12 protein-coding genes are annotated in these 12,485 nt (G+C 63.0%); 3 read left to right on the top strand and 9 right to left on the bottom strand.

Annotated elements, in window-relative coordinates; genetic code table 11:
- Window positions 1–37 precede the first annotated feature (37 nt).
- The 5 genes from DWB85_RS10280 to DWB85_RS10300 all read right to left on the bottom strand — a co-directional run bounded on the left by DWB85_RS10280 (window position 38) and on the right by DWB85_RS10300 (window position 3,795).
- Entirely contained in the window at window positions 38–541 is a 504-nt protein-coding gene (locus DWB85_RS10280) for a thioesterase family protein (RefSeq protein WP_117954163.1), read from the bottom strand.
- 54 nt (window positions 542–595) lie between these two features.
- A complete protein-coding gene (locus DWB85_RS10285) occupies window positions 596–1,072 on the bottom strand; it encodes a nucleoside deaminase (RefSeq protein WP_117954165.1) in 477 nt (158 codons plus the stop codon).
- 319 nt (window positions 1,073–1,391) lie between these two features.
- Complete coding sequence (locus DWB85_RS10290) at window positions 1,392–1,808, bottom strand: c-type cytochrome (RefSeq protein WP_117954167.1); 417 nt, start codon at window positions 1,806–1,808, stop codon at window positions 1,392–1,394.
- A complete protein-coding gene (locus DWB85_RS10295) occupies window positions 1,808–3,328 on the bottom strand; it encodes an FAD-dependent oxidoreductase (RefSeq protein ID WP_117954169.1) in 1,521 nt (506 codons plus the stop codon). Before DWB85_RS10295 ends, DWB85_RS10290 begins: the two co-directional genes overlap by 1 nt.
- An 11-nt stretch (window positions 3,329–3,339) precedes the next feature.
- Entirely contained in the window at window positions 3,340–3,795 is a 456-nt protein-coding gene (locus DWB85_RS10300; protein ID WP_117954171.1) for a MaoC family dehydratase, read from the bottom strand.
- A gap of 156 nt (window positions 3,796–3,951) precedes the next feature.
- Here DWB85_RS10300 and DWB85_RS10305 point away from each other — a divergent pair, with 156 nt between their 5' ends.
- From DWB85_RS10305 to DWB85_RS10315, 3 genes are all read left to right on the top strand, one after another.
- Window positions 3,952–4,758, top strand: coding sequence for a mechanosensitive ion channel family protein (locus DWB85_RS10305; protein WP_117954174.1), 807 nt, complete (start codon window positions 3,952–3,954; stop codon window positions 4,756–4,758).
- Between the two features lie 149 nt (window positions 4,759–4,907).
- Complete coding sequence (locus DWB85_RS10310) at window positions 4,908–6,170, top strand: efflux RND transporter periplasmic adaptor subunit (protein ID WP_117954176.1); 1,263 nt, start codon at window positions 4,908–4,910, stop codon at window positions 6,168–6,170.
- The gene (locus tag DWB85_RS10315; RefSeq protein ID WP_117954178.1) at window positions 6,167–9,313 is read left to right on the top strand and encodes an efflux RND transporter permease subunit; all 3,147 of its coding nucleotides are present in this window, start codon (window positions 6,167–6,169) and stop codon (window positions 9,311–9,313) included. Before DWB85_RS10310 ends, DWB85_RS10315 begins: the two co-directional genes overlap by 4 nt.
- On the opposite strand, the gene sppA is transcribed toward DWB85_RS10315, so the two are convergent.
- The 4 genes from sppA to arsC are packed head-to-tail and all read right to left on the bottom strand — an operon-like array spanning window position 9,310 to window position 12,484.
- The gene (gene sppA, locus DWB85_RS10320; protein WP_117954180.1) at window positions 9,310–11,160 is read right to left on the bottom strand and encodes a signal peptide peptidase SppA; all 1,851 of its coding nucleotides are present in this window, start codon (window positions 11,158–11,160) and stop codon (window positions 9,310–9,312) included. The genes DWB85_RS10315 and sppA overlap by 4 nt on opposite strands.
- 6 nt (window positions 11,161–11,166) lie before the next feature.
- Entirely contained in the window at window positions 11,167–11,538 is a 372-nt protein-coding gene (locus DWB85_RS10325) for a DUF2069 domain-containing protein (protein WP_117954182.1), read from the bottom strand.
- The gene (wrbA, locus tag DWB85_RS10330; RefSeq protein WP_117954184.1) at window positions 11,535–12,134 is read right to left on the bottom strand and encodes an NAD(P)H:quinone oxidoreductase; all 600 of its coding nucleotides are present in this window, start codon (window positions 12,132–12,134) and stop codon (window positions 11,535–11,537) included. Before wrbA ends, DWB85_RS10325 begins: the two co-directional genes overlap by 4 nt.
- The gene (gene arsC, locus DWB85_RS10335; RefSeq protein WP_117954187.1) at window positions 12,134–12,484 is read right to left on the bottom strand and encodes an arsenate reductase (glutaredoxin); all 351 of its coding nucleotides are present in this window, start codon (window positions 12,482–12,484) and stop codon (window positions 12,134–12,136) included. Before arsC ends, wrbA begins: the two co-directional genes overlap by 1 nt.
- Between the last annotated feature and the right edge of the window lies 1 nt (window position 12,485).

Consider the following 12,485-nt stretch of genomic DNA (forward strand, 5'->3'; position numbering starts at 1 on the left):
CAGGACCGGCCATGTCAGCACCGGCGGGCAACAGCGGCTAAAGATCCATCAGGCCGGAAACCGGCACTGACCAGCCCATGGAGCTGTGTCGGGCATGCAGCTCATCCAGCCTGCCGCTGATTTCTTCGGGAAATGCGCTTGCGCGACGCTGGTCCATGTCGATACAAATCGAGAGATACTCGATGGTCGCGGCCAGCTGTTGCCGGGTAACATTGACGACGAAGAACATACCCTGAAACAGCTTGCTATTACGGCTGAGCATGCGATTGTGGACACTGACGACATCACCCACCCTGATTTCAGCGAGGTAAGTGATGTGATGCTCCAGATCGAAAATGCTCACTCTTTGCTCTGACAGGCAGGACTCGTCGATACCTAACTGCTCCAGCATCTGCCACCCTCCGAGCTCGTAGAGCGTCAGGTAATACTGGACGTTGACATGGCCATTCCTGTCTTCCCATTCCGGCGGCACGGTCATTGTAACGTCAGCGGGTAGCTCGCCTATTTCCGTGATAGCAGGATGGGCGGTTTTCTGTTTCATTCCGGGTATTCCTGTGCAATCAGTGAATGAGCGCCGCTTACCCGCGACCCGGTTCTACAGGCCGTGAAAGCGACGGTGTAACACACGTATCTGCCCAGCCAGTTCGGGCACAGGCCCTTCGACCTCCAGGCCCGGAACAATGTCCTCAATCGGCAGCGGGCTAACCGGCGACGGGCCGATACCCATCTCTGCCAGCCAGCGGGCGTGTTGTTCGGCTGAGCAGATATAAACGATGCGCCCCAAACCGGCCCAGCCATGGGCAGCGGCACACATCGGGCAATGTTCGCCAGAGGTATAGACGGTCGACGCCGCTCTTTCCTCCGGCGTCATGTTAGCGGCCGCCCAGCGAGCGATGGCGAACTCCGGGTGGCGGGTGCGATCACCGCCGCCGACCTGGTTACGGGCTTCCATGAGGATGGATCCCGCGCTGTCGACCAGCACCGAGGCAAAAGGTTCGTCACCCGCCTCCAGCGCCTGGGTGGCGAGTTCCACGCAGCGCTGCAGATACTGCAGCTCCTGTTCTTCGGGCATGAGAGACTCCCTGCTACATCAATTTCGGGGGTGGCGCCGAGACCGTCCAGCCCAGTGGCGGGGACTGCAGTTCGGGTGCCCTGCGGGGATCACTGACGCGTACCACGCTACCGCAAACCAGCCGCGCTAATGATAGGCTTTTCCCCCAGCGACGGAAAGCCATCGCTGTGGCAGCCATCGCTGTGGCAGCCATCGCTGTGGCAGCCATCGCTGTGGCAGCCATCGCTGTGGTGGGCCCTCTCGCAGCCACGGCGACACTTCGCCATGCCCGCGGCCATCCATTATCGCGCCGGCTGGCATCGGGGGAATTACCATCAGCTCAGCTCCCGGGCTCCTCCTGCGGCAGGCTCGCCTGTTTGAGGTAGGCAATCAGGTCAGCCCGGTCCTGTGGGTCCGGCACCCCGCGGCTCATCATCACCGAGTCCGGGAACATGGCCATGGGATTTTCCAGCCAGGCGTACATCAGCTGCGGCGTCCACACAAATTCCGCGTCCCGGAAACGTCTGGAATAGTACTTGAAACCGGGCTGCTTGCCCGCCACCTTGCCGAAGATGCCGCTCAGGTTGGGGCCGCTGTTGTGCCCCATGGACGACTCCGGATAGTGGCAGGTGCGGCAGGGCCCGAAAACCAGGCGCCCGCGATCGACATCGGCCAGCGCCAGCCGGCTCTGCAATTCGTCGGCGGCCAGTGGCAGTGACCAGGCGGCCGCCAACGCAATCAGCAACAGCACACGCATCAGTTTGCCCTCGCCGCCGCGCGGCCGGCCCGACGGCCAAAGAAGGTGGCATCGCCCACCGACAGGCCACTGGCGAGATACGGCGCCGCGGGTATGCCGGCAGCATTGCGGCCCGCGGCGAACAGACCCGGGATGGCTTGGCCAAAACTGTTCATCACCGCACCATCGACATCCGTGGCGAGACCGCCGAAGGTATGGGCCGGGAAGAACGCGCGATCCACGGAAATATCCCAGGCCCTGAAGGGCGGCCGCTGCAGCGGCCTGACGTAGGCTTTGGCCTTGTTGAACATCGGGTCCTGGCCCTTGCCGGCATAGCGATTGTAGTAGGCCACACAGTTCTGCAGGGCACCGACCGGCAGTTTGAGCTGGCCGGCAATGCCGCCGATACTGCTGCTTTCGGCGACCAGGGGGAAGTTGTCCTGGGGGGCGGGATAACTGCTGGACTGGTCGCTTACCAGGTAGGCCCGGCCCTGTTGCTGGTAGGCGATACTGTGGCCGATCATCCCGTGGTAGGAATCCTCGGCGATAAAGCGCTGCCCGGCGGCGTTCACCAGGATGCCGGCAATGGCGTTCTCGGGGGGATAAATGGGGGCAATGGCAAAGCCTTCGTGCATGCGCAGCGCTGCCGCGCCGACACCAATGCCCATGTTAATGCCCTGGCCCAGGTCGCCGGCGCCACCCCAGGGCACCGAGCAGCGGGACAGCTGGGGGGCGTACTGCTCCAGCATCGCGGTATTGTGGATGAAGCCACCGCAGGCCAGCACCACAGCCCGCCGTGCCCGCAGGTAAATCTCTTGCCCATCCTGACGCACCAGCGCACCGGCCACCCGGCCGTCTGTCTCGACCACCAGCCGCTCCACCTCGGCGCGGGTTTGCGTCTGCACCCCGAGCTTGCGCAACTGACCGTGCAAGGCCTGCATCATGCTGCGGCCTCCGTTCATCCCGGCGACGCCGGGCACATGCCCGCGCGGGGCAGGATCGGCGACGTCCCGGGCCGGCCACACCAGCTCGCTGCCCGAGTAGTACAACGACTCATCGCCCATGGGCAGCCCCTTGGCGGTAGTCATCTTCTCCGAATAAGGCACGCCTTGGGCAACCAGCCAGTCAAAGTGCTCGGGGCTTTGTTCGCAGTACAGCTGGAGCTTCTCCCGCGAGGGCGGCACCGGGCCGGCCCGAAACAGGTAGTCGAACATGGCCTCCGGCGAATCCGTGACCTTCAGGGCCCGCTGCAGGGAGGTACCGCCGCCGGCGTAAACCACACCACCGGACAGGATCGAACTGCCACCAGGCACGGCCAGCGCTTCCAGCAGGCACACACTGGCGCCGCCCCGCCGCGCCTCTATGGCCGTGCAGGTACCTGCAGCACCGGAGCCCGCCACCAGCACGTCCACCTGCCCGTCCCAGCCGGGCACATTGCTGCGGGGCAGTGCCAGGGCCGGGGCTGCGCCCACCGCCACAGCGCCGGCGGCGGCGCCAAGAAACTGGCGGCGACCGGGATTATCGGGGCGCGACCTGTCCATGGCGGGCTATTTCAGGGGAAAAAGCGGCTGATCGTGTCGATGACGCAGGCGGGGCGCTCGCCGCCCTCAATCTCAATGGTCATGCGCACAACCACCTGCACGCCGCCCTTGATCTCTTCGGCACTGATCACCTCGCCGCCGCCGCGCACCCGCGAACCCACCGGCACGGCGGCGGGAAAACGGACCTTCTCACAGCCGTAATTAACGCCCATGGAGGTATTTCTCACTTCCATGATCTGCGGCAAAAACAGGTTGGCCAGAGACAGGGTCAGGTAGCCGTGGGCGATGGTCTTGCCGAAGGGGCCCGACGCGGCCTTCTCCGGGTCCACATGAATCCACTGGTGATCACCGGTGGCATCGGCGAACTGGTTTATCCGCTGCTGGTCGATCTCCAGCCACTCGCTGAAACCCAGGTGCTGGCCGACTGCCTGCAATAAATCCGCCGGTTGCTCGAAAACTGTGCTCATCTGCTTACTCCTCTGTTGGACCGGGAACTATATCACCGGCGCTTCCCGACGGCGGTTCAACTGTTCTCACCCGCCGGGATAAATACCCTGCGCTTGAATTGTGCCTGCACTGGACTATATATTGATGCACGCTTCCCTAAAAATCAGGAAAAATCTATGGATACCAGCAAACTTCTGGACACGATCATTGTGCCCTGGGGCATTAAAATTGCGCTCGCGCTCGTTATTTTCTACGTCGGTCGCATTGTGGTCGGCGCCGTGGTGAGAGTCGTCGAGAAGTTCATGACCGCTCGCGGCATGGACGAAATCCTGATCAAGTTCCTCTGTTCCATCCTGCGCTGGGTGCTGTTGCTGTTTGTGGTAATAGCCTCACTCAGCCAGCTGGGCATAGACACCACCTCCCTGGTTGCCCTCCTGGGTGCCGCCGGCCTGGCCATTGGCCTGTCGCTGCAGAGTTCCCTCGCCAACTTCGCATCCGGGGTGATGCTGATCGTGTTTCGCCCCTTTACCAAGGGTAACTTTGTCGAAGTCGCCGGCACTTCCGGCTCGGTGGACAAAATCAGCATCTTCACCACCACCCTGACCACACCCGACAACAAGGAGGTTATCGTCCCCAACGGCGCGGTGATCGGCAACAACATCATCAACTACTCCGCCCGGCCCACCCGCCGGGTCGACATGGTGTTCGGCATCAGCTACGACGACGACATCAGGAAAGCCAAGCAGATACTGGAAGAGATCGTGGCCGGTGACGAGCGCATCCTCCAGGAACCGGCGCCCGTGATTGCCCTGGGAGCGCTGGCAGACTCCAGTGTCAACTTCCTGGTTCGCCCCTGGGTGAATTCCGCAGACTACTGGGCTGTGCTCTGGGATACCACCGAGGCGGTCAAGCTCAAGTTTGACGAGGCGGACATTACCATCCCCTATCCGCAGATGGACGTTCACTTCAACAAAGGCGAGTAGCACCTTCCCGAAACGGGGGCCACCGGCCCCCGACCTCCCCTGTTCCGACCCTGCGAAACACGCGTACGACCGTGATATTACAAGTTTTTCACAGAGCGCCCCGGCGCCCTGTGATATAACGGCGTTCTGGCTTTCCTGCGGACTATCCCGTGACCCCGATCAAGAAACAACTGCTGCTGTCCACCACATTCCTCGGCCTGGCGGCCGCGGTGGCAGTGCTGCTTTACCTGAACAGAACGCCGGCCCGGATAGCCGAGCCGGTTTACCAGCCACTGTCGGTGGATGTGGCGGTCGCGACGCCGGAAACCGTACGGGTACAGGTCCAGGCCCAGGGCACTGTCAAGGCCCTGCGCGAGACCAGCGTCATGTCTGAGGTATCCGGCCGCATCATCGAGACCGCCGACAATTTCCTGGTAGGCGGCTTTGTCGCCGAGGGTGACGTTTTGCTGCGTATCGACCCCCGCGACTACCAGACGGAACTGCTGCGCGCCCAGGCATCGGTCGAATCGGCGGAAAGCAACCTGGTCCAGGAGCGCGGCCGCGCCGAAGTCGCCCTGCGGGAGTGGCAAAAGCTGCCCAGCGGCAGCCAGCGCAGCAAGGAGGCCCGGGATCTGTACCTGCGCAAGCCACAGCTGGAACTGGCCGAGGCACAACTGCTGGCGGCCACGGCTGACCTCAACACCGCCCGCGACCGGCTCGAGCGCACTATCATCAAGGCGCCCTACAACGCGGTCATCCGCGCCAAGCACAGCGACCTGGGACAATTCGTGAGCGAGGGGACGCGGCTGGCGGAAATATTTGCGGTCGACCAGGCGGAGGTGCGCCTGCCCATACCCCAGAGCAGGCTGGAGTACCTGGAGTTACCGGGCATCGCAGGCGACGCCCGGGAACAGGCCATCGACCTCTACACCGATGTGGCCGGCGAGGTAAAACACTGGCAGGCAACACTGCATCGCACCGAGGGAGTATTTGACGAACGCTCCCGCGTACTCTATGCCGTGGCCCGCATTGACGACCCCTATGCGCTCACACACCCCGGGCGCGAGCCCCTGCGCCTGGGCACCTTCGTCAATGCCAACATTACCGGGCGTGCCTTTGACAATATTGTGGTTCTGCCACGGCACATTCTGCGCGCGGGCAACAACCTGTGGGTGGTCGACGAAAACAGCATCCTGCGCAACCGCCAGGTAAGCATCCTGCGCGCCGGTGACAATGAGATCTTCGTCACCGCCGGCCTGGACGCGGGTGAGCGGGTGTCGCTGACGTCAGTTGATGCGTCACTCAACGGGGCCGAAGTCAGCATCAACAAAAGCACCCCCAGTGACCGCTTACGCAGACAGCCGCTCACCGAACTGCCGGAAGAGCCGGCACTGGACAGCGACCCCACCGCGACCGCGGCGGTTACCCCATGACCTCCGAGCCCGGCCAGCGCCAGACCGGCATTATCGCCTGGTTTGCCCGCAATCCTGTCGCCGCCAACCTGTTGATGATGATTATCATCGCGGTGGGCACCGGTAGCGCCTTTACCATCCAGCGCGCCATGTTCCCGGCCCTGGAAATCGAGCTGATTTTCGTCACTGTTCCCTATCCGGGCGCCGCGCCGGAAGAAGTCGAGCAGGGCGTGGTAATGAAAATCGAGGAGGCCATCAATGACCTCGACGGCATCAAGCGGGTGGAGTCGGACTCCTGGGAGTCGGTAGGCCGTATCATGATCGAGCCCGAGGACGGGGTATCGGTCGACAAGCTGTTCAATGACATCCAGAACCGCATAGACGGCGTCGCCACCTTCCCGGAGGAGGCGGAGGAGCCTGTCATCTCGCTGCCGGAGGTCCTGTTCCCGGCGCTGACGATCCAGATCTCCGGCCCCCTGGACGAGCGCAGCATGAAGGGTCTGGCCGACGAGATGCGCCGGGAACTGCTGAGTGAGCCAAAAATCTCCGCCGCCGATGTGGTGGGCGCCCGGGAGTATGAAATCGCCATTGAGATTTCCGAGCAGCTGCTGCGCGAGTACCACCTGACCCTGAGTGACGTCGCCGATACCATCGCCATGTCCTCCCTGGACCTGCCCTCGGGTTCGGTACAGACCCGCAACGGTGACATTATGCTGCGCACCCTGGGCCAGGCCTATGTGCAGCAGGACTTCGAGCAAATCGTGCTGAAAACCTGGCCGGACGGCACTCGCCTGCTGCTGGGCGACATCGCCAATGTGGAAGACGGCTTTGAGGACGCCCAGGGCTTCGCCCTGTTCAATGGGCAATATTCGCTGGGCATCAACGTGTTCGCCATGGGCAAGCAGGACATTATCGAAACCGCCGATGCCACCAAGGCCTATATCGAACAAAAGCGGCAGCAACTGCCCGAGGGTGTTTCCCTGGATATCTGGTCAGACGCGACCTACTACCTGCAGGAGCGCCTGGGCATGATGCTGAAGAACCTCGCCATCGGTGCCCTGCTGGTGTTCATCACCCTCACTCTGTTCCTGGAAATCAAGCTCGCGTTCTGGGTCATGCTGGGAATCCCGATCTCCTTCCTCGGCGCCATGGCGGTCATCAACACTCCCTACATCGACTCCAGCCTCAACATGATCAGCATCTTCGGCTTTATCCTGGTGCTCGGCATCGTGGTGGATGACGCGATCATCATGGGGGAGAGCGCCTTCGCGGAAACGGAGCGCTATGGACACAGCCTGGACAATGTCATTCGCGGTGTTTACCGGGTCTCGACCCCGGCAACCTTCGGCGTCCTGACCACTATTGTCGCCTTTGTGCCCACCCTCTTCGTGCAGGGTATTTTCGCCCCCATGCCCGCCGCCTGCGGCTGGGTGGTCATCCTCTGCCTGCTGTTTTCCCTGATAGAGTCCAAGTGGATACTGCCGGCCCACCTCGCCCACAGCAAGCCCACCCGCAATGCCCTCCTGCTCAAGGTTGATCATCTGCAGGAGGGGATCAACGCGCGCCTGCGCAAGGTGGTGGACGGCCCCTACCGCCGGCTGGTCGCACACTGCGTCGCCAACCGTTACCTCACCCTGGCGGTCTTCCTGTCACTGCTGATCATGGCCGCCGGGCTGATCGCCGGCGGCGTGGTACGCACCGTCCTGTCGCCGCACACCACGGGGGAATTCTTCTCCGCGGAGCTGCGCATGTCCAACGGCACCCCCGAGGATCGCACCATTGAGGCTGTGGTCCATATCATCGATTCCCTGCACCAGGTCGATACCGGGTACCGGCAGCAAAGCGGGGACAAGAACGGCCTGGTTGCCCATGTGGCGGCCTACGGCTATGACCGCATCAATGGCCGGATCGATGTCGAACTGACCAAACAGGATACCCGGGCGCTCTCCAACGACGAGGTGCTGGCCCGCTGGCGTGCGGCGGTGGGCACCATACATGGCGCCGACGTGCTGAGTTTCCAGTCTGCCGACGGCCCCAACTTTGGACCCAATGTGTCCTTCGACCTGAAGCACAGCAATTTCGAGACCCTGCGCCAGGCGTCAGAAGAACTGGAAGAAAAACTGCGTCATTTTGAAGGTGTCAGCGATATCCGCAACGGCGCCAGCGACAGCCGCGAAGAGTTCCATATCGAGCTGCTACCGGAAGGGGAAGCCCTGGGGCTGTCCCGCTACGACCTCGGCAGCCAGGTCCGCCACGCCTTCTTCGGCGCCGAGGCGCAGCGCATCCAGCGCGGCATAGACGAGATCAAGGTCATGGTGCGCTACCCGCGGGCCGACCGGGAAAACATTGCCAGCCTGAACAATATGTTCATCCGCACGCCCCAGGGAGACGAGGTTCCCTTTGAAACCGTGGCCCGGCTCAAGGTGGAGCAGGGTCTGCTGAAATCAACCCGTATCGACTTCCAGCGTGCCGCAGAGGTGACCGCCGAAGCCGATGTCGCGGTGGTGGAGCCGGCCAAGGTGACCCAGGAGATGACGGAAAACGTCCTGCCGGCACTGGTGAGCAAGTACCCGGGACTGAGCTGGGAAATCTCCGGCCTGGCGGAAGAAGAGTCCAAACTGGCGATCAGTATGGGGGTTGGTTTCGCCCTGGCCCTGTTCGGGATTTATGCCCTGCTGGCCGTACCCACCCACTCCTACCTGCAGCCCTTTATCATCATGGGGGTCATCCCCTTCGGGGTCATCGGCGGGATCATCGGTCACTGGATGATGGGCTACGACATGAGCATGATGTCGGTGATGGGGCTGATCGCCCTCAGCGGGGTGGTGGTCAACGACAGCCTGATACTGGTGGACTATGTCAACAAATCCACCGCCGATGGCAGCGTGGACAAAACCCGGGCCATCCTCGATGCCGGCTGCCGGCGCTTCCGCGCCATCATGCTGACCTCAATGACGACCTTCCTCGGCCTCGCACCCATGCTGGTTGAACAGAGCGCCCAGGCGCAGTTCATGATTCCCATGGCCATTTCCCTGGCCTTCGGCATTGTGTTCGCCACCGTCATCACCCTGCTGCTGGTACCCAGCCTCTATATGATTCTCGATGACCTCAGCCGGCTGACCCGGGGCCGGCAACAGCCCGTCGCCAGCCACGCCGCAAGTTAAAAAATCGCCTCGGTGCAGCCCAGGCAACGCATGAACATGTGGCGCGGGTCCTGCAGGCTGGACAGCATATCCGCCGCCCCCAGCAGGGGACGGGCGAGGCCCGCCAGCGTCGCCACGCTGTCTGACCGCGGAATCAATCCCAGGCCACCGACGCGCTCGGCAAACTGGCGCAGGATCAATTCGCTGGGGCTCAGGCGCGGCTCGACATACTGCACCTCGTAGTCCGCCAGCTCCGCTCTCGCGGCAGCTGCTTCGATAGCGGCGTCCAGGCCACCCAACTGGTCAACAAGGCCCAGCTCCAGAGCATCACCGGCGCTCCAGACCCGACCCTCGGCCACCGCGGCCACCTCGTCCAGCGGCATCTGGCGGCCGTCGGCGACGATCTGCAGGAACACCTGGTAGGCGTGGGCAACCCCCGCATCCAGCGATTGCGCCAGCTGCGGATTCAGTGGACGGTCCAGGCGCAGCGAACCCGCCAGGGGTGTGGTGCCGACACCGTCGGTATAGATTCCCCCCCGCTGCAGCAGATTCTCCAGGGTCGGGAAGGCGGCGAACACGCCAATGGATCCGGTAATGGTATTGGCGGTGGCGACTATTTCATCGGCCGCGGCGGCAATATAATAGCCACCCGACGCGGCCATGGCGCCCATGGAAACCACTACCGGGGTCCCCTCGGACCTGACCTCAAGAATCTGCTGGCGGATGATCTCCGAGGCGAACATGCTGCCGCCGGGGGTGTTGACGCGCAGCACTATCGCCTCCACTCCCGGCCTGTCGGCGGTGGTGCGGATCAGCCGGCTGAGGCTGTCGGCGCCGATCGTACCCGGGGGCTGGTCACCCGGTAGCATATTGCCCTGGGCGGTGATCACCGCCACCCGCGGCTGGCTGTCCAGAGACAGGTGCATTGGCCGCTTGCGGGACAGGTATTTTTCAAACGGTACGGCCTCGTAGAGACCCTCGTCATTGCGCGCGCCAACCACCCCGGCCAGGTAATCGTTGGCCGCGGTGCGGGTCATCAACTGATCCACCAGTCCGGCCTCCAGGGCAAGCCTGGCCGAGTCGCCGTCGCCCGCGGTCATCGCTGCGGCAAACCCGTTCACGTAGTCATCGACCGCCCCGGGAGCCAGCTGCCGGTTCTGCTCGATGATGGTGGTGTAATTGCCCCACAGGTCCTGCAGCCAGTCCAGGGCAACCTCTTTCTCACCCGCCGACATATCCGAGCGGATAAGGGGCTCCACCGCGGACTTGTGCTGCCCGGCGCGGAACACATGCATGCTCACCGACAGCTTGTCGAGGGCCTCGGCGTAATAGTTGTGGTAGACGCTGAAGCCCTCCAGGGCGACACCGCCCATGGGATGGGAAATCAGTTCATCGGCATAGCTGGCCAGCAGGTACTGGTCCTGGGTGAAAAAATCCCCTACCGCCACTATCGGCTTGCCGCTGGCGCGAAACGACGTCAGCGCCGCGACGATTTCCTGGCTGCGGCTGATACCGGCGTACATCAGGTAGTCCAGTTCCATCACCAGGGCATTGATGGCGTCGTCTCTTTCCGCCAGTTCGATGGCATCGATGACATCCCGCAGCAACACCTCGTGGTCTGCCGGCGTGGGCTCTCCCAGTAGCGCCTGCAGGGGATCTACCGGACTCTTCTGGTCGACGATTTGCCCCATGGGATTGAGCAGCAGCGCCGCTTTTTCCGGCAGCGGCTCCGGCGAGCCGCCAAAATAGACGAAGTAAATCACCGCCAGCATCAGCAGAAACAGGATGTTGGCCAGCGCCAGCCGGACGTAGGTTATGGCTCTCCAGATACCGCCGAAGATGCGGCGCAACAGGGAAGGTTTACTCATTCGCTATCAGTCTCCATGTCCAGACGCGACCATCGCCGCCTGGCGCAGTTCACGGGCCCGCCAGCGCACATACATCATGCCGCTGCAGAACAGCAGCACCACCGCGATCATGCCACTGATGGCGAGTGGGTCGGCGGGGTTCTCAAACAGGTCTACCACCAGCCGCATGAAGTAAAGCAGGCAGACAAAGCACAACCAGATAAAAGTGCGCAGGTTATCCTGCAACATGCCGGGCAGGAAGATCAGCAGTGGCAACAACACCGCCAGCCAGATAATCCACGGCGCCTGCCCCAGCCAGGCCGCCAGCGCCTGCTGCAGGAACAACACCGTATAACTGAGCCAGCACAGCACGCGGGTTCTGGAGGCCAGCGACATCATGCCCTGCCCCCCAGCGCCAGCCTGGCAACCCGCTTACCCAGCGCCAGGCACAGTGACGCCTCGGTTTCATCGATGCGCCGGTTGTTCTCCGGCCCCGCCCAGTGGGAGGCGCCGTAGGGCGTGCCGCCCGATCCTGTGCTGCTGAGGCCGGATTCGCTGTAGGGCAGCCCGGCTACCAGCATGCCGTGATGCAGCAGGGGCAGCATCATGCTCAGCAGCGTGGACTCCTGGCCACCGTGCAGGCTGGAGGTGGAGGTAAATGCCGCCGCCGGCTTGTCGATCATGGCGCCGCTTAGCCACAAGCTGGAGGTCTGGTCGATAAAGTACTTGAGTGGCGCCGCCATGTTGCCGAAGCGGGTTGGGCTGCCCAGCACCAGGCCGGCACAGTCCCGCAGGTCATCGATCTCGCAATACAATGGACCCTGCGCGGGAATCTCGTCCTCGGTTTGTTCGCTGTTGGCCGAAATGGCGGGAACGGTGCGCAACCGGGCTTCAATGCCGCCCTGCTGTTGCACCCCCCGGGCCACCAACTGCGCCATCTCGGCGGTCGCCCCGCTGCGGGAGTAATACAGCACCAGCACGTAAGGCACAGCCATCAGTCGATCAGCTCCAGCACGTTTTCGGGAGGACGGCCGAGCACGGCACGGTCGCCATGTACCACCACCGGACGCTCTATCAGTTTCGGCTGCGCTGCCATGGCCGCGATCAGCTCCTCCTCGCTGGAGTTCCTGTCCAGCCCCGCGATCTTGTAGGCCTCCTCGCCGCGACGCACCAGTTGCCCCGCGCTCATCTCCAGCTTGTCCAGCAGCGAGCGGATTTCAGCCGCGTCCGGGCGGGTCTCCAGGTAGAGCACTACTTCCGGCTGAATCCCGCGTTCTTCCAGCAGGGCCAGGGTGGTGCGCGACTTTGAGCAGCGCGGGTTGTGGTAGATGGTGAATTCGCTCATG

Source organism: Seongchinamella sediminis, from assembly GCF_003457605.1.
In the GTDB taxonomy this organism is placed as follows: domain Bacteria; phylum Pseudomonadota; class Gammaproteobacteria; order Pseudomonadales; family Halieaceae; genus Halioglobus; species Halioglobus sediminis.

Excerpts from the sequence above, each read along its gene's own strand:
- sppA (WP_117954180.1), bottom strand. The coding sequence starts at position 11,160 with ATGAGTAAACCTTCCCTGTTGCGCCGCATCTTCGGCGGTATCTGGAGA.
- DWB85_RS10325 (WP_117954182.1), bottom strand. The coding sequence starts at position 11,538 with ATGATGTCGCTGGCCTCCAGAACCCGCGTGCTGTGCTGGCTCAGTTAT.
- DWB85_RS10300 (WP_117954171.1), bottom strand. The coding sequence starts at position 3,795 with ATGAGCACAGTTTTCGAGCAACCGGCGGATTTATTGCAGGCAGTCGGC.
- DWB85_RS10280 (WP_117954163.1), bottom strand. The coding sequence starts at position 541 with ATGAAACAGAAAACCGCCCATCCTGCTATCACGGAAATAGGCGAGCTA.
- DWB85_RS10290 (WP_117954167.1), bottom strand. The coding sequence starts at position 1,808 with ATGCGTGTGCTGTTGCTGATTGCGTTGGCGGCCGCCTGGTCACTGCCA.
- DWB85_RS10285 (WP_117954165.1), bottom strand. The coding sequence starts at position 1,072 with ATGCCCGAAGAACAGGAGCTGCAGTATCTGCAGCGCTGCGTGGAACTC.
- DWB85_RS10295 (WP_117954169.1), bottom strand. The coding sequence starts at position 3,328 with ATGGACAGGTCGCGCCCCGATAATCCCGGTCGCCGCCAGTTTCTTGGC.
- arsC (WP_117954187.1), bottom strand. The coding sequence starts at position 12,484 with ATGAGCGAATTCACCATCTACCACAACCCGCGCTGCTCAAAGTCGCGC.
- DWB85_RS10315 (WP_117954178.1), top strand. The coding sequence starts at position 6,167 with ATGACCTCCGAGCCCGGCCAGCGCCAGACCGGCATTATCGCCTGGTTT.
- DWB85_RS10305 (WP_117954174.1), top strand. The coding sequence starts at position 3,952 with ATGGATACCAGCAAACTTCTGGACACGATCATTGTGCCCTGGGGCATT.
- wrbA (WP_117954184.1), bottom strand. The coding sequence starts at position 12,134 with ATGGCTGTGCCTTACGTGCTGGTGCTGTATTACTCCCGCAGCGGGGCG.